This window comes from Cellulomonas sp. GTC20042, from assembly GCF_055389595.1.
The window spans coordinates 4,024,066-4,046,143 of sequence record NZ_AP043678.1; the positions used below are offsets into that span (position 1 = coordinate 4,024,066).

At 74.6% G+C, this 22,078-nt stretch carries 17 protein-coding genes; 8 read left to right on the forward strand and 9 right to left on the reverse strand.

Annotated features, from left to right (window positions below; genetic code table 11):
* Nucleotides 1–76 precede the first annotated feature (76 nt).
* From ACZ5HG_RS18600 to ACZ5HG_RS18635, 8 genes are all read right to left on the reverse strand, one after another.
* Nucleotides 77–1,636: a GAF domain-containing protein gene (locus ACZ5HG_RS18600; RefSeq protein ID WP_464179135.1), complete on the reverse strand. Its 1,560-nt coding sequence runs from the start codon at nt 1,634–1,636 to the stop codon at nt 77–79.
* Nucleotides 1,637–1,780: 144 nt separating this feature from the next.
* A complete protein-coding gene (locus tag ACZ5HG_RS18605; RefSeq protein WP_464179137.1) occupies nt 1,781–2,224 on the reverse strand; it encodes a hypothetical protein in 444 nt (147 codons plus the stop codon).
* Nucleotides 2,221–2,448, reverse strand: a complete 228-nt coding sequence (locus ACZ5HG_RS18610; RefSeq protein WP_464179139.1) for a hypothetical protein — start codon at nt 2,446–2,448, stop codon at nt 2,221–2,223. Before ACZ5HG_RS18610 ends, ACZ5HG_RS18605 begins: the two co-directional genes overlap by 4 nt.
* The gene (locus ACZ5HG_RS18615; protein WP_464179141.1) at nt 2,445–2,900 is read right to left on the reverse strand and encodes a hypothetical protein; all 456 of its coding nucleotides are present in this window, start codon (nt 2,898–2,900) and stop codon (nt 2,445–2,447) included. Before ACZ5HG_RS18615 ends, ACZ5HG_RS18610 begins: the two co-directional genes overlap by 4 nt.
* Nucleotides 2,897–3,424 (reverse strand): hypothetical protein, encoded by a 528-nt coding sequence (locus tag ACZ5HG_RS18620; protein WP_464179143.1) that lies wholly within the window; start codon nt 3,422–3,424, stop codon nt 2,897–2,899. The genes ACZ5HG_RS18615 and ACZ5HG_RS18620 overlap by 4 nt, the downstream gene beginning before the upstream one ends.
* On the reverse strand, nt 3,415–3,882 hold the full coding sequence (locus ACZ5HG_RS18625; protein WP_464179145.1) for a hypothetical protein: 468 nt from the start codon (nt 3,880–3,882) through the stop codon (nt 3,415–3,417). Before ACZ5HG_RS18625 ends, ACZ5HG_RS18620 begins: the two co-directional genes overlap by 10 nt.
* A gap of 83 nt (nt 3,883–3,965) precedes the next feature.
* Nucleotides 3,966–10,466 (reverse strand): RHS repeat-associated core domain-containing protein, encoded by a 6,501-nt coding sequence (locus ACZ5HG_RS18630; RefSeq protein ID WP_464179147.1) that lies wholly within the window; start codon nt 10,464–10,466, stop codon nt 3,966–3,968.
* Entirely contained in the window at nt 10,463–11,113 is a 651-nt protein-coding gene (locus ACZ5HG_RS18635; RefSeq protein WP_464179149.1) for a hypothetical protein, read from the reverse strand. Before ACZ5HG_RS18635 ends, ACZ5HG_RS18630 begins: the two co-directional genes overlap by 4 nt.
* A 249-nt stretch (nt 11,114–11,362) precedes the next feature.
* Here ACZ5HG_RS18635 and purB point away from each other — a divergent pair, with 249 nt between their 5' ends.
* Nucleotides 11,363–12,814 (forward strand): adenylosuccinate lyase, encoded by a 1,452-nt coding sequence (purB, locus tag ACZ5HG_RS18640; RefSeq protein ID WP_464179151.1) that lies wholly within the window; start codon nt 11,363–11,365, stop codon nt 12,812–12,814.
* A 111-nt stretch (nt 12,815–12,925) separates the two neighbouring features.
* Here the strand turns inward: purB and ACZ5HG_RS18645 are convergent, their stop codons facing one another.
* Entirely contained in the window at nt 12,926–14,152 is a 1,227-nt protein-coding gene (locus ACZ5HG_RS18645) for a glutamyl-tRNA reductase (RefSeq protein WP_464179153.1), read from the reverse strand.
* 55 nt (nt 14,153–14,207) lie between these two features.
* Here ACZ5HG_RS18645 and hemE point away from each other — a divergent pair, with 55 nt between their 5' ends.
* The 7 genes from hemE to ACZ5HG_RS18680 all read left to right on the forward strand — a co-directional run bounded on the left by hemE (nt 14,208) and on the right by ACZ5HG_RS18680 (nt 21,968).
* Complete coding sequence (hemE, locus tag ACZ5HG_RS18650; protein ID WP_464179155.1) at nt 14,208–15,344, forward strand: uroporphyrinogen decarboxylase; 1,137 nt, start codon at nt 14,208–14,210, stop codon at nt 15,342–15,344.
* A 114-nt stretch (nt 15,345–15,458) separates the two neighbouring features.
* Nucleotides 15,459–16,970, forward strand: a complete 1,512-nt coding sequence (locus tag ACZ5HG_RS18655) for a protoporphyrinogen/coproporphyrinogen oxidase (protein WP_464179157.1) — start codon at nt 15,459–15,461, stop codon at nt 16,968–16,970.
* Between the two features lie 15 nt (nt 16,971–16,985).
* A complete protein-coding gene (hemC, locus tag ACZ5HG_RS18660) occupies nt 16,986–17,921 on the forward strand; it encodes a hydroxymethylbilane synthase (protein WP_464179159.1) in 936 nt (311 codons plus the stop codon).
* A complete protein-coding gene (locus ACZ5HG_RS18665; protein WP_464179162.1) occupies nt 17,918–18,787 on the forward strand; it encodes a uroporphyrinogen-III synthase in 870 nt (289 codons plus the stop codon). Before hemC ends, ACZ5HG_RS18665 begins: the two co-directional genes overlap by 4 nt.
* Nucleotides 18,784–19,791 carry a porphobilinogen synthase gene (gene hemB / locus ACZ5HG_RS18670; RefSeq protein ID WP_464179164.1) on the forward strand — a complete coding sequence of 336 codons (1,008 nt, stop codon included), beginning with the start codon at nt 18,784–18,786 and terminating at the stop codon, nt 19,789–19,791. The genes ACZ5HG_RS18665 and hemB overlap by 4 nt, the downstream gene beginning before the upstream one ends.
* A 5-nt stretch (nt 19,792–19,796) precedes the next feature.
* Nucleotides 19,797–21,107 carry a glutamate-1-semialdehyde 2,1-aminomutase gene (gene hemL / locus ACZ5HG_RS18675; RefSeq protein ID WP_464182217.1) on the forward strand — a complete coding sequence of 437 codons (1,311 nt, stop codon included), beginning with the start codon at nt 19,797–19,799 and terminating at the stop codon, nt 21,105–21,107.
* Nucleotides 21,108–21,416: 309 nt separating this feature from the next.
* On the forward strand, nt 21,417–21,968 hold the full coding sequence (locus tag ACZ5HG_RS18680) for a SipW-dependent-type signal peptide-containing protein (RefSeq protein WP_464179166.1): 552 nt from the start codon (nt 21,417–21,419) through the stop codon (nt 21,966–21,968).
* Nucleotides 21,969–22,078: the final 110 nt, after the last annotated feature.

Here is a 22,078-nt window from a genome sequence, read left to right on the forward strand (position 1 = left end):
CCACCGACCGGTGATGGATGCGGGTCCGTCACCGGTCGGTGGACCATGCCCGGACGCGCCGGGCGCGCGAGCGCGGTCAGGCGGTGCGGAACTGCCGGGCCATCTCGCGCTGCTCGTCCAGCACCTCGCCGATCTGCGCCTGCACCTCGTCCATCCGGCGGATCGTCGAGCTGACCGACTCGATCCCCCGGGACACCGCGGCGGTGTTCGACTGGATGTCGGCCACCTGCTGCTCCACCCGCGAGGTCGCCGCCGACGTGCCGCCCGCGAGGTCCTTCACCTCGGTCGCCACCACGGCGAACCCGCGACCGGCCTGCCCCGCGCGGGCAGCCTCGATCGTCGCGTTCAGCGCCAGCAGATTGGTCTGGTCCGCGATCGAGGAGATCACCCGGATCACGTCGCCGACAGCCGCGGAGGACTCCTCCAGCGTGCGCACCTCGCCGGCCATCGCCGCGGTCTGCGTCACGGCGGCCTCCGCCACCGCCATCGCCTCCGACGCGCTGCGCGACAACCGCTCGACGCTGCCCAGCAGCGCCTCCGACGCCGCCCGGTCCCGCGTGGTCGCACGCAGGATGTCCAGCCGCTGCGACACCAGCCGGGCCACGTTCCGCAGCGACCCTCGTCGGCTCTCGCTCAGCTCGATCGTCTCGGTGGTGAAGAAGTCCATCGTGCCGAGCACCTCGTCGCCCACGATCACCGGCAGGCACACCCCGGACCGGACCCCCGCGCGCTGCGCCGCCGGCGCCCGCACGCAGTCGGACAGCTCGCCGAGGTCGCGCACGAACACCAGGTCCCGCGCCCGCCACGCCCGGCCCGCCAGCCCGACACCCTCCGCGAACGACGCCGCCAGGGTCACCTGCCGGAACTCCGCACCCGCCGTGCCGGACTCCACCTGGAACCGCAGCGTCCGGGACTGCGGGTCGACGGCCCAGTACGAGCCGTACTCCCAGCCGAACTCCTGACGCACCGTCTCCAGCGCGGTCCGCAGCGCGGTCTCCTCGTCCGTGCACGCACCGACCTTCGCCACCGACGTCGTGACGGCCTTCTGGTCCCGGGCCACCTGCGCGACCTCCTCGGACGCGATCCGCGCCTCGATCGCCTGCGACACCGTGCGCGCCAGGATGTCCAGCACCGCCACCTGCTCCGGCCCCTCCGAGCGCGGCTGGTCCGACAGCAGGTCGAGCACCGCGACGACCTTGCCCTCCCGCCACAGCGGCAGCGTCATCGCCCCGCGCGCGCCCGCCCGCAGGAACACCTCGCCGCGCTCGCAGTTCGCCGCGTGCTGCTGGAGGTCCGCGACCGGGATCACCCCGTCCGACTGCCACGCCATCCCGCACAGCCCCACACCCGGCGGCATCCGGTGCGTCGGCGACATCCGCGTCAGCTCGTCCGAGAGGTGCCCCGCCTGCGACACGAACACCAGCTCGCGCCCGTCGGGACTCACCTCCCACGCCGACCCGTACTCGTAGTGCAGCCCGGTGCGGATCGACTCCAGCACCTCGCTCACCGCGTTCGTCGCCGTCAATCGCCCCAGCGTCCGGACCACCTCGTCCAGCGCGCGCAGCTCCCGGGCGACATCCGTGCCCGCGACGTCCTCCGCCAGCGCGGCAGACCGCCGCGATCGCAGCATGACCATGCCTGATCCCCCCTCGCCCCGCCCGCACCGGCACCGGCGCGCGACGGGCTCCCCCATGTCGAGTGGCCTCCCCATCGGCAGGCGTGGCGGGGGTGTGAGGGATCGCCGGCGGGCGGGCGGAAAGCGCTGTGCGCGACCCGCCGCTCAGGGGCGTGGACCCCGGCGTCGCCCCGGCTCCGTGGGTGCCTCGATCCGCCCGCGCGCCCGACCCAACGCGTACTGGGCGATCGGGATGCACGACACCGACAGCAGCGCCCAGATCACGTAGCCCGCGCTGAACGTCACCGGCTGACCGAGCACCGCACCCGCGACCGCCAGCGCGAGCAGCACGACGAGCACCAGCACCCCTGCCCAGCCGCGCCGGCGGCAGCCGCGCAGCACCCGGACCACCGGCCCGCCCAGCGCCTCGTGCTCGGCGACGCGCGACAGGTCGCGCATCCCTGCGGCGGCGAGCAGCGCCATCGGGACCAGGAACCACTCGCTGACGTTGCTCGTGAGGACGAACGACATGCCGACGACGACGGCGAAGCCCATGAACCGCGACGGCGGATAGACCTCCGCCCAACGGTAGGTGCGCGGCGTGATCATGCGCTCATCCCGCCGCCGACGCAGAGCACCCCAACGGCCGCGACGATGCCCGCCGACCAGTACACGAACATGGCTGGCCAGATCCCGAGCTCCTTCTCCGTCCAGCCGGTCGCCGCCTGCATCAGCCAGACGAAACCCCGCCGCACGGTGCTCCGGCACAGGACGAACGCGGCGGCCGCGCCCAGCAGGGCGATGCCGATCGCGATCTCGATCAGGGTGGTCATGCAGACTCCTTCGTCGACCAGGGCAGGAGCTCGTCCGAGTCCTGCGACGTTGCTCGCGGACGGCGCCCGAGAAGCGTCTCGACCGCGATCAGGGACCAGCCCCACGCGAACGCGATCAGGTTTGCCGTCGGGATGGCGATCGCCCCGACGATGTACGGCTCGCCCGCCAGGCCCACGGCCAGCACGAAGACCGCGAGCACCGCGCCGACGCAGTACCGGACGAGCGTGAGCACCGCGCGCAGGGAGGGATCCGGAGCGCGGACCAGGCGACCCCGCCATCGCGCGAAGAGGAACGGGACCTGCGCGTACACGATCGGGAGCACGGCCCACAGCACGAACAGCCATCGCGGCAGGGCGACGCTCGCGCAGGCGACCAGAGCCGGCAGCACGATCACTCCGACGAGCGCGGCGTCGGACACCAGGTCGCCTTCACGGGTGAACGGCTGAGTCATCCGGCCACCGCCCGCAGCACGATCACATTGATCATCGGCAGATAGCCGAAGTACAACGCCCGGAGGGTGAGCGGCGTCCAGCGGTGGCGCACCACGGCACTCGAGGTGGCACCGGTCGCAGGGACGAGACGTGCCCGGATCTCACCCTCGACCTGCGTCGCCAGTCTCGATGCGCCACGGGTCACGGTGACCGCGATCTCCCGGCCGTCATGCAGGCCGACGATGACGGCCCGGTCCCGACGCACCGAAGCGACCTCGGACCACGGGATCGTCCAGCCGTGCACAGCGCCATCGACGAACAACGCCTCGAACGCCAGCGTGACCTTCGGCAGGAAGACGCTCACCACGGGAACCGCCCAGAGGACCACGCAGCAGACGACCGTGACGACCGCCGTGCGCGAGCCATCGAAGGGCACGCGCGCGAGAGTCACGAACACGACCACCTCCAGCGCAAGCAGGAGCAGCAGGTCGCGTCGGGGCCGCAGGTGCACGACGGGCTCGCCGACCGACTGACTCACGTCCACGGCACGACCAGACGCAGGATCAGCGCGAGCACCAGCGGCAGGTAGACGATCAGCACGGCGTCCCGGGTGAGCAGGGTCGGCCATCGGTGCAGCAGCATCCGGTCGTCGGCGACCGGCTGCCACCGCGTGCGCGCCTCCTCCATCTGCGCGGCGACTCGGTCGACCACCGACTCCTGCTTGAAGATCAGTGACGCATTGGCCCGCTGAACCGCAGGCATCAGGATCATCCGGCCATCGACCAGCTCGACCAGGATCGACATCCGCCCGTGCACCCGAGCCACGTACCGCCAGGGGATCTGCCAGCGTCGAAGGAGCGAATCTCCGACGATGCCCTCCTCCGTCACGACGATCCTGGGCAGCAGAGCCGTGCCGGCAATCAAGACCCAGTAGAGAACGACCACGAATGCTAGAAGCCACGAGTACCCCGCGGGCGCAGGTGTCGCCGCGAGCCCGATCACGCCAATGGGGCCTATAACCCAGGCAGAGACTCGGGCCGCGCGCGAGAACCTGAAGGTGAGCGGGGGCAATTTCATCTCCATCCTCAGCAGGCCTGAGCCACTGTGCAGGTGAATCCCGGCAACCCGAGAGTTCCATTCAACATTCCACTCTCGACCAGATTCAAAGGTGCCGCCGGACTAAAGATCTCGATACCCTTTCCTATTCCTCCAGAAATCCCGACGATGATCAGGTTGACAACGAGGGCCTTGATGGACTCTTCGAAGTTCTTGCCTTGGAGGAGCATGTTGTTGCCGAACCCGAGGACCGCCACGCCCGCACCCAGAAACATGCACGTGCCGGCAGTCACGATGAGACAGGCACCGAATGCGCCGACGCCCGCGACGATGACGACGCCGTTCCCGATCGCTGCTTTGTGCTCGACCGTCCAGTCCCACGCTCCCCGCCATGCGTTCGACCACGTGAGACCGATGTCGTCCCACAGCGATGGGTCATGGCGCAGGGTCGGGCTTGCCTGCGGCCCACGCGCCTCCGGCCGGATCGGCACCGCCGCCTTGGTCCCCGTCCCCTTCCCGTACGGCCCGTTCGCCGAGTACTGGGAGTGCGGAAGCCCCGGGTCCGACCACGGCCGCAGCTGAGGGACGCGATCCCACACGCGAGCGTTGTAGTCAGCCACGCGCTGGCGCGCCGTGGCCGACGCCCGCGCCGCCCCCGGTGACCCCCACGCCCCGTCGATCAGCGGGTGCCCCGCGTACCCGAGCAGGTCCACCATCGACACCGGGTCGCCGAGCACGAACGCGAACCGGTTGAGCGTCAGCGGCGCGATGAGCAGCCCGCGCCAGGCGTCCGGTGAGGTCCACGTCCCCGACAGCGGGTCGTACATCCGCTGGTGGTAGCGGGCCCCGCCGGTGGCGAGGTCGGTCATCTGGCCGGAGTAGCCGGCGACGGACGCCCAGCCGGAGGTCTGCTGGTCGGCGGTGCCGTAGTCGTCGTAGGTCGCGAGCTGGGTGATCGACGCGGCGCCGGAGGCGGCGGACGCCTGGGCGACCACGGAGCCGAGGGCGTCGACGAGACCCCACCGCACGGCCCCGTCGGTCGTGCCGCGCAGGCGGTCGTCGGCCTGGAGGGCCACGGTGCCGAGGGTGTCGCGGACCAGGGCCACCTCGGCACCGTCCGACGTCCGCGCCGCGACGGGGTCGAGGCCGTCGAAGGTCCAGGTGGCGGTGACGGTGCCGGTGCTCTCGGTGGTGCTGGTCGAGACGGCGCGACCGAGACCGTCGTAGCGGTAGGTGGTGGTGGCGCCGCCGGCGGTGCGGGAGGCGAGCCTGCCGTCCGCGCCGTACTCGGCCCGCATGGTGAGCGTGCGGGTGAGCAGGGTGTCGCCGGTGGCGGTCGCGGTGATCCGGGAGCCGTTGCCGTCGAGCGTGTAGGCGATCTGCGCGCTCAGCGTCCCGTCGGTGACCTCGGCCGCGATCAGGTGGTTCGCGGCGTCGAGGGTGGACCGCCAGGTGACGTCGTGGTCGGCACCGGTCGACGTCCAGGACGTGAGGTTGCCGGTGGCGTCGTAGGTGTACTCCGCGGCGGTCCCGTCGGTCGCGGTGCTGCTGCGCAGGCGGGACAGGGCGTCGTAGGTCGACGCGGTCCGCTCGACTGCGCCGGGTCCTTCCGGCTCGGTGATGTCGAGGCCGGCGGGCGCGACGTGACCGACGGTGCGGGTGCGCGTGGTGACGTTCCCGGAGGCGTCGTAGGCGTAGTCGAGGCGCAGGCCGTCGCCCGCGGTGGCGACCGGGGTCGGCACGGGGATCGTGCGGGCGCTCAGGTAGTCGGCGGCGGCGGTGCAGCGGGGTGCGTCGCCGGCCGCGGGGGTGGTCCGTCCCGTGAGGTAGGTCGCGGCCGTCGAGCAGCCGACCCCGGAGGAGGCACCGGCGGCGGCGGTCGGTGCCTCCGGGGCGTTCTCGGGGAGCACGGCACGCCACGGCAGCAGGGTCGGTGACGACGCACCGGGTTCCCTGGCAGGTGACGCCACCCCGCTGACGTCCGGCGTGAGGTGCGCGATCGACACCGGCCGCCCCACCGCGTCGTAGGCCGCGGTCGTCGTGATGCCGGGCGATCCGTCGGCCTCGGTGCGCGCGGTGGCGGTCAGCCGGTTCTCGGCGTCCCAGGTGTGGACGAGGCTGCCCCAGGGGGTGTGCTGCGCGGTCGTCCGGCCCGCGGCGTCGAAGGTGGACGCGATGATCCGGTCGTCGGGCAGCGTCAGGGACACCACCTGACCGACCGCGTCGTAGCCGTAGTCGAGCGATCGTCCCTGGGTGTCGATCTGCCGGATCAGGCGTCCGGCCTCGTCGTAGGCCCAGGCGGTCGCACCGAGCCCGTCGGTCATGGCGATCGGCTGCTGCGCCGCGTCGTAGGTGAAGGTCGTCGGCGTGCCGCCGAGCGGCGAGGTCTCGACCAGGTCGCCGCGCTCGTCGTAGCGGTAGGTGGTGCGCTGCCCGCGCCCGTCGACCTGCGCGGTGAGCCTGCCGCCGAGGTCGTGCTCGGAGGTCCAGGTCCGGCCGGTGGCGTCGGTCTCGGTGAGCACGCGGCCGAGCGCGTCGTACGTGAACGACGTGGTGCCGCCCCGGCCGTCGGTGATCGCGGCGAGGTTGCCGTCGGGGTCATAGGCGTACCGCGTGGTGACCGGGTCGACGGCTTCGACGTCGGCGCCCGAGGACGCCGCCTCCACGACCTCCACGAGCTGGCCCGCGAGGTCGTGGGCGTAGGTGCTGCGGGTGCCCGAGGCGTCGACCGTCGCGATCTGCCGGCCGGCCGCGTCGTACTCGTAGCGGGTCACCGCACCCAGCGCGTCGGTGACGGCGAGCAGCCGCCCGGCGAGGTCGTACGACTGCTGCGTGGTCGCCCCGGTGGCGTCGGTGCGTGCGACCTCCCGACCGGCGTCGTCGTAGCCGGTCGTGCGGGTCCCGCCGAGCGGGTCGGTGGTCGAGACGAGCCGTCCCGCGGCGTCGTACGCGTACCCCGTCGTCGCGCCGAGGGCGTCGGTGACGGAGGTGAGCCGTCCGGCGAGGTCGTAGCCGTAGCGGGTGACGGCGCCGAGCGGATCCGTGGTGGCGCCCACCCGGCCCGCCAGATCGATCTCGGAACGCCAGACCTGACCCCGGCGATCGACGGTCTGCACCAGCCGCCCGGCGGCGTCGTAGCGGTAGTTCTCCGACTCGCCGACGGCGTCGACCGCACCCACCACCCGGTCCAGCAGGTCGTAGGTGTACCGGGTGGTGGCGCCGTACGGGTCGACCTCGGCGACGACCCGTCCGACGGCATCACGCACCACCGCTCGCGTCGCACCCGTGGCATCCGTCTGGGAGACCTGTCGTCCCACCGCGTCGTAGCCGTACGTGGTGAGCGCGCCGGAGGGCGTGCTGCTGGTCAGCAGGTTCCCGAGCAGGTCGTAGGTGCTCTCCCACCGCCCGCCGAGCGGGTCGATCACGGCGGTGACCTGGTCGGCGGCGTCACGCTCGTAGGTGGTGACCGCACCCAGCGGATCGGTCACCGTGAGCAGCGCGTCCTCGGTGGAGTACCCGTACCGGGTGACCGCACCGGTCGGGTCGGTGACCGCGGTGATGCGGAACAGGTCGTCCCAGGTGATCGTGGTGACGGCCCCGGCGGGATCGGTGATCCGCACCGGGTGGTCGAGGTCGTCGTGCTCGATCCGGGTCACGCCACCGAGCGGGTCGACCTGCTGCACCAGCCGGTCGCCGGCGTCCCAGACGGAGGCGGTGGTGGCGCCGGTCGCGTCCGTGGTGGAGGTGAGCCGGTTCGTCGCGTCGTAGGTCGCCGTGCTCCGGGCGCCGAGCGGGTCGGTCGTGGCGATGCGGTTGCCTCGGGCGTCGTGCTCGTACCGGGTGACGCCACCGGAGGGGTCGGTCTCGGCGCGGATGTTGCCGGCGTCGTCGTACTCGGTGCGACCCACGGTGCCGTCGGGGTGGGTCACCGCGATCAGGCGACCCAGCGCGTCGTACGCCCAGGTGGTCGTGCGATCCGCACCGTCCTCGCCGCCCTGATCGGTGAGCGAGGTGAGCGCACCGAGGGAGTCGTAGGTGCGGCGCACCGTCGTGCCGTCCGGCGCGGTCTCGGTGGTGAGGTTCCCGGCGCCGTCGTACCCGTAGGCGGTGACCCCGCCGGCGGCGTCGGTGAACTGCACCACCCGGTCCGCGGCGTCGTACGCGAACCGCTCGGTGCGGCCCAGGGTGTCGACGACCTCGACCACCCGTGAGCGCCCGTCGAAGCGGTATGTGGCCGGACGCCCCTCGTTGTCGGTGTAGACCACCGCGCGCAGCCCGTCCGCGTCCGGGGCGTCGGTGAAGGCCCAGGTCCGACGCGTGCCCTCAGCGTCCCACTGCTCGACCACCCGTCCCTCGGCGTCGTAGGCGTTGCGCAGGTAGGTGACGCCCGAGGCGTCGGTCGCCGCCGTCATCCGGTGCGCCGCGTCGTAGGCGAAGGAGCGCACGCGCCCGTCGGGCCCGGTGATCGCCACCAGGTCGCCGGCAGCGTCGTACCCCAGCGACCAGGTCCGGCCGTCCGGCAGCACGAAGGCGCCGATCCGGCCTGCACCGTCGGGCTGCACCTGGATCACCTGGCCGGCGGGATCGGTGATCGCGGTCAGCGGCAGGAACGCGTCGTCCCCGTCCGGCTCGCCGTAGGTCAGCGTGGTCGTCGCGCCCGCCCGGTCGACGATCTGCACCAGCTCGCCGATGCCCTCGAGGTCCGAGGCGTCGAACACGCGGCGCGTGCCGTCGGGGTCGGTCTGCTCCAGCCGGCCGTCGCCGAGATCGCGCAGGATCGCGGGGTTGCCGGCGTCGGCGACGAAGCCGCCCACCCCGTCCGGCTCGTAGAGGAACGACGCCCCGTCGCCCCGGACCACGAGCACCCCGCCGTCGGCGAACCGCTGCGCACGGGCACCGAGCCCGAACGTCCAGCCGGCGCCGACCCGGCTCGGCCGACCGTCCTGCGCGTTGTAGGTCAGGGCGACGTCCAGCGCAGAGCCGGCCGGGCCGGTCAGCGTGAGCAGCGGCTCGTCCTCGACCAGGTTGCCGGTGGAGAACGAGACGGGGTCGGCGCCGTAGGCCTGGTGGTTCTGGTGGCCGAGCTGCCGCCACCGCGCCAGGTCGTCGGCCGACGGGCGCGCCGGCCAGCCGCCGAGCGACGGATCGGTGCAGTCGAAGCCCTGGGTCTCCAGGTAGGTGCCGAGCCCGGTGAAGACGCCGTCGGCGACGTGCGGCATGCCGTCCTGGATCACCGGCCAGTCGAAGTTGTGGTCGAGATACAGCGTCTCCAGGTGCACCACCGCGCCCGGCAGCGCGCGGAGGTCGTCGTAGGGCAGCAGCGTGGAGCCGACGATCCGGGACGGGCGTCCGGTGTACCCCGGCAGCTCGGCCTCGAGGGAGGTCGCGGCAGCGAGCGCCGACGCCCCGTCGCCGGGGTAGACCTTGGATCCGCCGGAGGTCGCGGTGCCCCAGGGGTGGCCGGCCGCCGCGTCGAACGCCAGGGTCACGGTCAGGTCGGGTCCGAAGGCCGCCGCCATGCCGGCACGTACCCGCTGGGACAGCACGGTCTGCCCGGGGTCGACCCGGGTGACCAGCACGTCCGCGCGGCAGGCGGCCGCGAACCGCGCCGCGGTCTGCGTGGCCAACGCGATGCTGAACGGCAGCTCGGTCACCCGGCCGGAGGGCGAGACGGTGTGCGCGATGTCGTTGTCGGGGTCGAGCACGATGCGCGGGGTGGGGTCCGGGTCGGCGGGCGTCCCGATGACGACGAACTGCGAGAGGTGGTCCAGCTCGCCGTAGAGCACGCCGGTCGCCGCGTCGAGGTAGGAGGCGACGGCCGTCCACGCCTCGTCGGAGGTCTCCCGGGTGTAGAGCCGGACGGTGCCGGCGTCCACCGCCGCGCTCCGGTGCGGGTCCACCGGCACGTGCAGCACGACACCGGGATCCACGACCTCGTCCGTCTCCGGCTGGTCCTCGCCGTCACGGGGGATCGTGGTCGATCGGGTCGGGAAGCTCGTGCGCGCGGTGCCGTCGGGGGCTCGCGCGGTCACCTCGAAGGGCTCCACCAGCACCCGGGCACCGGCCGGCAGCCCCGTGCCGGCGCGAGCGGCGGTGACCGTGGCCGGGACGGCGCCGGGCAGGTCGTCGATCCGCACCGCCAGGTCCTCGGTCACCTCGTGGCCGGAGAACGTCACCTCGATCCCGAGGTCCGCGGCGGCGACGGTCGTGCTCCGGCCCGCGGCGACGGTGCCGTCGGGATCGGCGGCCTGCTGCGCGAGCGCGCGTGCCGGTGCCGTGAGCGCGGAGAGCGTGGTGGCGACCGGGTCGTCGGCGGGCACGGAGTCCGCCGCGACGGGAGGCGCCACGGCCGGCTCCGGGTCCGTGAGATCGTCCTGCTCGACCTCGGCCGCGAGCGCCTCGGCGATCTCCAGCACCTCGTCCGTGCTGAGCAGGACCGCGCGCTCGTCCGCCGTCGCGGTCCCGGCGAGCCCGGTCGTCAGCACCAGGGCGAGCAGCCCGGCGACGACGGAGCGGCAGCGGCCCCTCACGCCTCGGACCCGGGCTCGTCAGCGGCCGCCTGCGCCGCTACGGCTGCCCGGGCCGATCGCACCACCTGCACGCGGCGGACCAGCCAGCCGCCGGTGCCGAGCAGCGTGGCCGCGACGGTCGCCAGAGCCCAGGGCGCCCACCCCGTCGTCGCGAGGTCGCGCCACGAGCGCCGGTCGTAGACCACGCACGCCTGGAGCTGCTGGTGGTCGGGCACGCCGTCGGCGTCGAGGTCCTCGGTGCCGGTGGCGCAGGTGGTGTCCCCGCAGATCACCACCTCGGCCCAGTCACGGACCCCGTCGGCGTCGACGTCCTCCCGGCCGGTGGCGCAGGTGCTGCTGCCGCAGGTCAGGCGCTCCGCGACGTCCGGCATCCCGTCCCGGTCACGGTCGGCGTCCGGACGCACGGCGGTCGTGCTGCCGGAGGCGACCTGCTCGACCCAGTCGGGCAACCCGTCGGCGTCGGCGTCCTCGGCGCCGGTCGCGCACGTCGCCGATCCGCAGACGGCCTGCTCCACGGCGTCGGGGATGCGGTCGACGTCCAGGTCGCACGACCGGTCACCCGGGTCGCACCGGACGTCGGGCGGGCCCGCGAGCGCGACCGGCGCCCCGACCGCCATCCACACCACGGCGACGAGCAGCCCCGCCACCGACCTGACACCGTTCCTGCGCACCCGCGCCCCCTGTCGTCTCGCACCGGCGCGTCCGCGCAGCGGTGCAGGTCAGCGTCAGGCGATGGCCGCGCTACTCAGGCGACGCACAGCGAAAGATGAGTGCTCCGAGGGCCGGATCTGAGTAGTGGCAGCGCCCGGGGACGCGCTGGATGGGTAACGCCACCTGCTCACCACTCACCGGCCCGTGTGCGACCGCCCCGTGCCGCCCGTGGAAGGATGCGACCCATGCCCGAGCAGGACTCCTCGCCCGCCGTCCGTGCGTCGCTGGCCGACGTGACCCCGCCGATCGCCCTGGGCCCGCTGGACGGGCGCTACCGCCGGTCGGTGGCCCCGCTGGTGGACCACCTGTCGGAGGCGGCGCTGAACCGCGAGCGCGTGCACGTCGAGGTGGAGTGGCTGATCCACCTGACCGCGCAGCAGGTGGTGCCGGGTGCCCCGGTGCTGTCGGAGGCCGAGGTGGCGTACCTGCGGTCGGTGGTGAGCGGCTTCGGTGCCGAGGATGTCGCCGCGCTGGCCGAGATCGAGCGGACCACGGTGCACGACGTGAAGGCCGTGGAGTACTTCCTGAAGGACACGATCGCGGCGGCGCCGTCGGTGCTGGGCGCGGGCACGGTGCTGCCGGCGGTGAGCGAGCTGGTGCACTTCGCGTGCACGAGCGAGGACGTGAACAACCTGTCCTACGCGCTGATGGTGCGCGGGGCGGTGCAGCAGGTGTGGCTGCCGGCGGCCGAGGGCCTGGTGGCCGATCTGGTGGCGATGGCGCACGACCTGGCCGACGTGCCGATGCTGGCGCTGACCCACGGGCAGCCGGCGACACCGACGACGCTCGGCAAGGAGGTCGCCGTGCTGGCGCACCGGCTGCGGCGGCAGCTGCGGCGGATCGCCGGGGCGGAGTTCCTGGGCAAGCTGAACGGGGCGACCGGCACCTACGGTGCGCACACGGTGGCGGTGCCGGGGGTGGACTGGCCGGAGGTGAGCCGCACGTTCGTGGAGCACCTGGGCCTGACGTGGAACCCGCTGACCACGCAGATCGAGTCGCACGACTGGCAGGCCGAGCTGTACGCGGACGTGGCGCGGTTCAACCGGGTGCTGCACAACCTGGCGACCGACGTGTGGACGTACATCTCGCGCGGGGTGTTCATCCAGATCCCGGTGGCGGGGGCGACCGGCTCCTCGACGATGCCGCACAAGGTGAACCCGATCCGGTTCGAGAACGCCGAGGCGAACCTCGAGCTGTCGAGCGCGCTGCTGGACACCCTGGCCGCGACGCTGGTGACGAGCCGGTTGCAGCGCGACCTGACCGACTCGACCACGCAGCGGAACATCGGTCCGGCGTTCGGGCACTCCCTGCTGGCGATCGACAACGTGCGACGCGGGCTGGCGGCGCTGTCGGTGGACCGCGACCTGCTGGCGCGCGAGCTCGACCAGAACTGGGAGGTGCTGGGCGAGCCGGTGCAGTCGGCGATGCGCGCGGCCTCGGTGGCGGGCGTGACCGGCATGGAGAACCCGTACGAGCGGCTCAAGGAGCTGACCCGGGGGCGCCGGCTGACCGCCGACGACATGCGCGAGTTCATCGCCGGCCTGGGCCTGCCCGCCGACGTGGCCCAGCGCCTGCAGGCGCTCACCCCGGCCGGCTACACGGGCCTGGCTGCCGACCTGGTGCGCTTCCTGGACTGACCGTCACCGATCGAGTTCGGTGGTTCGTGCGAGAAATCGTGCCCGGAACCACCGAACTCGGCCCGAACCACCGAACTCACGAGCGGGGTGCGGGGGTGCAGGGCGAGGGAGCTAGTGGGTGGGCTGGGGGATGCGGACGGCTGCGAGGTCTGCGAGGGCGGACGCGTAGGCGGCGGCGTCGCCGTCGCGGGCCGCGGCGCGGGCGCGGACGGTGGGGGCGTGCAGGGCGGAGCGGACCGTCCGGCGCAGGGTGCGCGCGGCGGGCTCGTCCAGGTCGGCGGCGGCCAGCGCGAGGTCCTCCAGCACGCGGCGGCGCTCGGCGACCACCGGCGGGTCCCACTCACGGGTGCGACGGTCCTGCTCGTAGGTGCCGGCCTGGTCGGCGACGATCGTGCGCGCCTCGGCGACGGTGGCGGAGTGCCCGTCGGGGGCGCGGTCGGCGACGGTGGACAGGCTGACCAGCCGCACGCCGGGCAGGTCGGTGACGGCCGGGTCCACGTCGTGCTGGAGCGCGAGGTCGACGACCGCCAGCGGGCGGTGGTGCCCGTCGGCGCGGGCTCGGGCGAGCGCCCCGGCGTCGAGCACCGCACCGCTGGCCCCCGAGCAGGCGACCACCAGGTCGACCCCGGCGAGGCTGGCCTCCAGGTCGGCGGTGGCGGCGGTGACCCCGCGCTGGGCGGCGAACTGCCCGGCACGGCCGCTGGCGGAGTAGACGACGATCTCGCCGCAGCCCCGGGCCTTGAGGGCGGCGAGCGAGGCGCCCGCGTAGGAGCCGGTGCCGATCAGCAGGCAACGCACTGACGACCAGTCGGGCAGGCCCTCCTCGACCAGGTCCAGCGCGACGCCCACCACGGAGCGCCCGGCGGCGCCGAGCCCGGTGCGCGAGCCGACGGCGCGCGAGGTGCGGGAGGCGGCCTGGAACACGCTCTCGAGGTCGGAGGTGGTGGTGCCGTCACGGCGGGCGGCGGTCAGCGCGCGACGCACCTGGCCGGCGATCTCCCGCTCCCCCACCACCATCGACTCCAGCCCGGAGGCGACGGCGAACAGGTGCTCGACCACGTGGGGTCCGGTGGCGGGGGCCAGCGCGGAGCGCACCCGGTCGGCGGCGTAGCCCGATCGGGCAGCGACGGCGGAGGCGGCGCAGGCGCGGGCGGTGTCGGCATCGGCCGCGTCGGCGACGTCCAGGTACAGCTCGAAGCGGTTGCAGGTCGCCAGGACGACGGCTCCGGAGACGGCGGCAGAGCCGCTCACGATCTCCCGGCCGACGGCGCGCGAGTCGGCGGACAGCCGCTCCAGCACGGACAGGTCGAGGTCGTGATGGCTCGCCACCAACGACATCAGCACCACGTGCTCGATTGAATCACTCCAGGGAAGACCAGGCACAATCACTGGGATGTCGACTCCGTCACGTCCCGAGACCGCCGCCCCCGCCCCGGTGCCCTCGCACCCGGACGGCACCGGCCTGCCCGCCGACCACCCGCTCGCCGACGGCCGGACCGCGCACGCGCCGCTGGTCGACGCCTACCGGGGGCGCACGCCGAGCCGCCGGCCCGTGTGGTTCATGCGGCAGGCGGGGCGCTCGCTGCCCGAGTACCGCGCCGCGCGTGCGGGCACCGCGATGCTGGACGCCTGCCTGACGCCGGACCTCGCCTCGGAGATCACGCTCCAGCCGGTGCGCCGGCACGACGTGGACGCGGCGATCTTCTTCTCCGACATCGTGATCCCGCTGCGGCTCGCGGGCGTGGACGTCGACATCCAGCCCGGGGTCGGCCCGGTGATGGGCTCCGCGGTGCGCACCGCCGCCGACGTGGAGCGGCTGCTGGCCGAGTGCCCCGTCGAGGCGCTGACCCCCGAGGTGCTGGCGCCGGTGACCGAGGCGGTCCGGCTGACCACCGCCGCGCTGGGGTCGACCCCGCTGATCGGCTTCGCGGGGGCGCCGTTCACGCTGGCCGCCTACCTGGTCGAGGGGCGCCCGTCCCGCGACCACCTGGCCGCCCGCACGCTGATGCACGCCGACCCGGACGCCTGGCGGGCGCTGACCACCTGGGCCGCCGACGTCACCGGGACGTTCCTGCGCGCGCAGGTGCTCGCCGGCGCCAGCGCGGCCCAGCTGTTCGACTCCTGGGCGGGGTCGCTCTCGCTCGCGGACTACACCGCGCGCGTGGCCCCGGCCTCGACCCGGGCGCTGTCCCGGATCGGCGATCTCGGCGTGCCGCGCGTGCACTTCGGCACCGGCACCGGCGAGCTGCTGGCGGCGATGCGCGACGCGGGTGCCGACGTGGTCGGCGTGGACGACCGGGTGCCGCTGGACGAGGCCTCCCGCCGGCTCGGCGGCCGCACGCCGGTGCAGGGCAACATCGACCCCGCCCTGCTCGCCGCCCCCTGGCCGGTGCTGGAGGCGCACGTGCGCGACGTGATCGCCCGCGGCGCTGCGGCGCCGGGCCACGTGGTCAACCTCGGCCACGGCGTGCCCCCGACCACCGATCCCGAGGTGCTGACCCGCGTGGTCGCCCTGGTCCACGCGATCTGAGGCGCGACCCGCGCACGAGTTCGCCCGGTGGAACGGGTCCCGCCGCAGGCCGGGACGCGGCACAGTAGGGCACGCACACGGGCCGATCAGCCCGACCGACCAGGAGGAGCAGCCATGACCGACGCCGAGGTCTGGGACGCCGTCGTGGTCGGCGGCGGGATCGCCGGTCTGGTGGCCGCGCGCGACCTGGCGACGGCGGGCCTGCGGACGCTGGTGGTCGAGGCGTGGACCTCCCCTGGCGGCGTGGTCGGCCGGCACGAGCTGGACGGCCTGCGGCTGGACGCGGGGGCGGAGTCCTTCGCGACGCGCGGCGGGGTGGTGGCGGCGCTGGCCGCCGAGCTGGGGCTGTCGGACCGGGTGGTGGCGCCGGAGCCGCGCGGGTCGTGGGTGCGGCTGCCGCACGGTGCCGGGCCGCTGCCGCGCACCGGCCTGCTGGGCATCCCCTCGCAGCCGCTGGCGGCGGACGTGCGACGCACGCTCGGCTGGACCGGGGCGCTGCGTGCGGCGCTGGACCGGGTGCTGCCGGCGTCGGTCGGGGTGCGGCCGGTCGGTGAGGTGACGACCCTGGGCGCGCTGGTGCGGGCCCGGATGGGCCGCCGGGTGCTGGACCGGCTGGTGCGGCCGGTGGTCGCCGGGGTGCACGCGGCGGAGCCGGACGACATCGCGGCGGACGTGGTGGCGCCGGGGCTGCTGGCGGCGCTGCGCCGGGACGGCTCGCTGGCCGGGGCGGTGGCGTCGGTGCGGGCGCTGGCGCCGGCGGGCGCGGCGGTCGGCGGCTTCGACGGCGGGCTGCACGTGCTGGTGGACGCCCTGGTGGCAGACCTGGAGCGGCACGGCGGCGTGCTGCGCTGCGGGACCCGGGTGGTCGGCGTGGACACGGGGGCGGACACCTTCGCGGTGCGCGTGGAGCCGGACGCGCGCCGTCCGGGGCTGGGGTCGGGCGACGCACGGCCGGTGCCGGACGCGACGGGCTCGGAGGTGGTGCACGGACGGCGCCTGGTGGTGGCCACGCCCCGGGCGGTCGACCTGCTGGCCGGGGTGGTGCCGGACCTCGCGGGCCTGCGCACGGACCCGGGTGCGGACATCGTGCTCGCGACGCTGGTGCTGGACGCCCCGGAGCTGGACGCCGCCCCGCGCGGCACGGGGGTGCTGGTGGCGCGCGAGGTGACCGAGGTGCGTGCGAAGGCGCTGACGCACGCGACGGCGAAGTGGGGCTGGCTGGCGCGCGACGCCGGGCCGGGCCGGCACGTGGTCCGGCTGTCCTACGGCCGCGCCGCCTCCCCTGCCCCCGGATCCCCCACGACCGGGTCGCCGGTCCCCACCGATCTCGCCGCGCTCACCGCGCTCGCGCTGGAGGACGCCTCGGCGATCCTCGGGGTGGAGCTGTGCGCCGGTCAGGTGCGGGCGTCGTCCCGGGTGACCTGGTCGCAGAGCCTGCCGGTGCCGAGCGCGGAGCACCGCCGGACCGTCGAGCAGGTGCGCGCCGCGGTGCGCCAGGTGCCGGGGCTGGCGGTGGCCGGCGCGTGGGTGGCCGGCAACGGGCTGGCCTCGGTGGTGCCGGACGCGCGGGCGACGGCGGCGACCCTGCTGGAGACTGGCACGCTTTCGACATCGGGCACCGCCTGAGGCGAGACTGGCCCCATGCCCCTGCTCCGTGTCGGCACGCGTGCCAGCGCCCTGGCGCTCACCCAGACAGGCCACGTGGCGGACGCCCTGGCACGGCTCGGGGCCGGTGACCCGGACCTGGTGCGGGTGCGCACCGACGGCGACCGGCTGACCGGATCGCTGGCGTCGCTCGGCGGCACCGGCGTGTTCGTGGCGGCGCTGCGGGACGCCCTGCTCGACGGCCGGTGCGACGTGGCGGTGCACTCGTTCAAGGACCTGCCGACCGCCCCCGCCGAGGGTCTGGTGGTGGCGGCGGTGCCGACCCGCGAGGACCCGCGCGACGCGCTGTGCGCCCGGGACGGCGCCACGCTGACCACGCTGCCGGAGGGTGCCTCGGTCGGCACCGGGTCGCCGCGCCGCGCCGCGCAGCTGCTGGCCGCCCGCCCGGACCTGCGGGTGGTAGACATCCGCGGCAACGTGGACACCCGCCTGCGCCGGATCGAGGACGACCTGGACGCCGTGGTGCTGGCCCGTGCGGGCCTGGCCCGGTTGGACCGGCTGGACGCGGTGACCGACGCGCTGCCGATCGACGTGATGACCCCGGCACCCGCGCAGGGTGCGCTGGCGGTCGAGGTGCGCACCGCCGACGCCACCGGCGACGGACCGCTCGCGACCGCGCTGGCGGCGCTGGACGACCTGCCGAGCCGGCTGGCGGTGCTGGCCGAGCGGGCGCTGCTGGCCCGGCTGGAGGCAGGCTGCGCGGCCCCGGTGGGCGCGCACGCGCGGATCGCGGACGGCCGCCTGCACCTGACGGCGGTGGTGCTGCGCACGGACGGGTCGTCGCAGCTGCGGCGCAGCACCTCGATCGAGCTGCCGGACGCCGCCGGAGCAGTGACGCTGGGCACCGAGGTCGCCGAGGCGCTGCTGGTGGACGGGGCCGCCGACCTGGCCGGCCTCGGGGCCACCGCGTGACCGCCGCCGAGCAGGCCGCCACCGCCGCCCCGCTCGCCGGGCTGCGCGTGCTGGTCCCCCGCGCCACCGACGGGCCCGATCCGCTGGCCATCGCCCTGCACGCCGCCGGTGCCGAGCCGGTGGTGGTGCCGCTGATCCAGACGGTGCCCCCGGAGGACCCGACCGAGCTGGACGACGTGCTGCTGGCCGTCGAGTCCGGCTACTACGCGTGGGTGGCCGTGACCAGCGCCGCCGCCGTGCCCGTGCTGGTGGACCGGGCGGACGAGACCGACCAGGTGCTCGCCGAGGTGCTGTCCGCGACGACGGTGGCGGCGGTCGGCGGCTCGACCGCCCGTGCGCTGCGGGAGGCCGGGGTCGAGGTCGGCCTGGTGCCGCGCGGCCGGTCGTCGGCCGCCGCCCTGCTGGCCGCCTGGCCCCCGGTGGACTCCGCCGACGAGGACGCCCGCCGCGTGCTGCTGCCGCTGGGCGACCTGGCCTCGGACACCCTGGCCGACGGGCTGCGCGCCCACGGCTGGGAGGTCGACGTGGTCACCGCCTACCGCACCGTCCCCGGTCCGGCCCCGGAGCCGGAGACCGTCGCCGCCTGGCAGGACGGGTCGATCGGCGCCGTGCTGCTGACCTCGGGCAGCACCGCCCGCAACCTGGTCACCATGCTCGGCGCTCCCCCGCCCGGCACCCTGGTCTGCTGCATCGGCGCCGCCACCACCGCCGAGGCGCTGCGCGCGGGCCTGCCGGTGCACGCCGTCGCCGAGGACCAGACGCCCGCCGGCCTGGTCGCCGCGCTCGCGCAGGCAGTCGCCGTGATCGCCGAGACCACCGACCCGGCCCCCGACCCCAGCCCCGCACCCGACGGAGAGCCCGCATGACCCCCACCCCCGAGCAGCCGGCGATCGGCCGCGTCCGTCCGCGCCGCCTGCGCGCCACCGCCGCCCTGCGCCGGTCCGTCAGCCAGACCCGCCTGCACCCGGCCGACCTGGTGCTGCCGGTGTTCGTCAAGGAGGGCCTGACCGAGCCGCAGCCGATCGCCTCCATGCCGGGCGTGGTGCAGCACACCCGCGACTCGCTGCGCCGTGCGGTCGCCGAGGCCGCCGCGGCCGGGATCAGCGGGGTCAACCTGTTCGGCGTGCCGCTGGTGCGGGACGCGACCGGCTCCGGCGCCACCGACCCCGAGGGCATCCTCAACCTGGCGCTCGCGGACGTGCGGTCCGAGGTCGGCGACGCGCTGGTGATCCAGGCGGACCTCTGCCTGGACGAGTTCACCGATCACGGACACTGCGGGGTGCTCACCGCCGACGGCACCGTGGACAACGACGCGACCCTGCTCCGGTACGTCGACATGGCGCTGGTGCAGGCGGAGCACGGCGCCCACATGGTCGCGCCCAGCGGCATGATGGACGGCCAGGTCGGCGTGGTGCGGGACGCGCTGGACGCCGCCGGCCGGCAGGACGTGGCCGTGCTGGCCTACGCCGCCAAGTACGCCTCGGTGCTCTACGGGCCGTTCCGCGACGCGGTGGAGTCGACGCTCGAGGGCGACCGCCGGACGTACCAGATGGACCCGGCCAACCGCCGCGAGGCCCGGCACGAGGTGGCGCTGGACATCGCCGAGGGCGCGGACGTCGTCATGGTCAAGCCGGCCGGCGCCTACCTGGACGTGCTGGCCGACGTCGCCGCCGTGAGCACCGTGCCGGTGGCGGCGTACCAGGTGTCCGGCGAGTACGCGATGGTCGAGGCGGCCGCCGCGAACGGGTGGATCGACCGGCGGCGCGCGATCACCGAGTCCGTGCTCGGCATCCGCCGTGCGGGCGCCGACCAGGTGCTGACCTACTGGGCCGTGGAGCTCGCGTGCTGGCTGCGCGAGGAGTGGAGATGACCGAGATGACCAGCAACGACGCCCTGTTCGACCGTGCGCGCGGGATCATCCCCGGCGGGGTGAGCAGCCCGGTGCGCGCCTACGGCTCGGTGGGTGGCACCCCGCGGTTCCTCGCCTCGGCGCGCGGCGCCTACGTGACCGACGCCGAGGGCACCGAGTACGTCGACCTGGTGGGCTCGTGGGGTCCGGCGCTGCTCGGCCACGCGCACCCCGAGGTGGTCGCCGCCGTGCAGGAGGCCGCCGCGCGCGGGCTGTCGTTCGGGGCGCCGACCGGCGCGGAGATCGACCTGGCCGAGGCCGTGCAGCGGCGCGTGCCCGTGGTGGAGCGCCTGCGGTTCGTCTCCACCGGCACCGAGGCGACCATGACGGCGGTGCGGCTGGCCCGCGGCGCCACGGGTCGCGACCGGATCATCAAGTTCGCCGGCTGCTACCACGGGCACGTGGACGGGCTGCTGGCGGCGGCCGGATCGGGTGTCGCCACGCTGGCGCTGCCCGGGTCGGCCGGGGTCACCGCGGCCAGCGCCGCCGAGACGATCGTGCTGCCGTACCACGACCTGCCCGCCGTCGAGGCGGCCTTCGCCGAGCACGGGCCGTCGATCGCCGCGGTGATCACCGAGGCCGCGCCGGCGAACATGGGCGTGGTGACGCCTGAGCCGGGGTTCAACGCGGCCCTGGCCCGGATCGCGCACGCGCACGGCGCGCTGCTCATCCAGGACGAGGTGCTGACCGGGTTCCGGGTCGGCCCGGCGGGCTGGTGGGGGCTGGAGGCGCGGCAGGAGGGCTGGACGCCGGACCTGCTGACCTTCGGCAAGGTGATCGGCGGCGGCCTGCCGGTGGCCGCGCTCGGCGGGCGCGCCGAGCTGATGGACCTGCTCGCCCCGCTGGGTCCGGTCTACCAGGCGGGCACGCTCTCCGGGAACCCGGTGGCGACGGCGGCCGGCCTGGCGACGCTGCGGCTGGCGGACGCCGAGGTCTACGCGCGGGTGGACGCGGCCTCGCTGGCGGTGCGCACCGCCGTGCACGCGGCCTTCGACGCCGTGGGGCTGCCGCACGCGGTGCAGGTGGCGGGCAACCTGTTCAGCACCGTGCTCGGCACCGACGCGGGCGCCCGCGACTACGCGGGGATGCTGGCCTCCGAGCACTGGCGCTACCCGGCGTTCTTCCACAGCCTGCTCGCGCAGGGCGTCTACGCGCCGCCGTCGGCCTTCGAGGCGTGGTTCCTGTCCGCCGCGCACGACGAGGAGGCGGTCGGTCGCGTGCTGACGGCGCTCCCCGCGGCGGCGCGGGCGGCCGCGGAGGCCCGTCCCCCGGCCTGATCGCGCCCTCACCTGCGACGTCGCCCGGTCACCCGTCCGGGTGATGTCCCGGCCCCTTTCGTGCGGCCGTTCTGCCGACCCGCGGACATGCCCGATATCCCCCGTTCAGCGCAGCAATACCCCGCAATTCGGACACCACGCCGGACATTCCGCCCAGTATCTCGATCGGGGTTGCGGGCACGCCATTCACTGCCCATCCTGGCGGCAGTGTCACAGCGAGCAGGGGCTCTGTGACGCGCTCCGGAGGGTCGTGCAGCCGTCCGGGGCTCGACGGCGCAGGGGGCGTTGCCATGGTGACCGGGGAAAGCCATGACCGCACAGGAGACGTCCGTCATCCTCGAGGAGTCCGAGGTGCGCCGCGTCCGTCGGCGCAAGCCGCGTGGACGCCTGCGCGCGATCCTCGCCGCGATGGGGGTGCTCGGCATCGGTGCCGCGGTCACCCTCGCGGCCTGGACCGACACCGAGTGGATCTTCGGTGGCACCGACAACGGGCCCGGCGTCGGCACCTCGAGCGTCAACATCCAGCAGAACGTCAATGACGCCGCAGGCTGGCGGGACGGCCAGACCGAGGGCACCGCCGGCAAGCTGAATTTCCCGGTGGCCGCCACCGCGCTCTCGCCCGGCACCACCGCGCAGACCACCCTCCAGGCGCTGCTCACGGCCCTGCCGACGGCGGTGTCCGCACAGGTCAACGTGCAGGCGGACGTCGCGAGCCCCGCTCCGCGCCCGGTGACGACCCTCGACGCCGGTGAGCTCGGGGTGACGGCGCTGCGGATCGGGTCGCTGCCGGCGGGGCGCACCGCGTGGCTGGCCTTCGGCTCGTCGGCGGCCGGTCCGAACGCGTACCTGCCGGCGTCGTGATCCCACCGATCGGGACGATCGATCCACCCCTCGGACGGCATTTCGCTGATACATCAGGGATGCCGGGTGATCAGGTCGGACATATCCGGCACATGAACTGAACCTGTGCG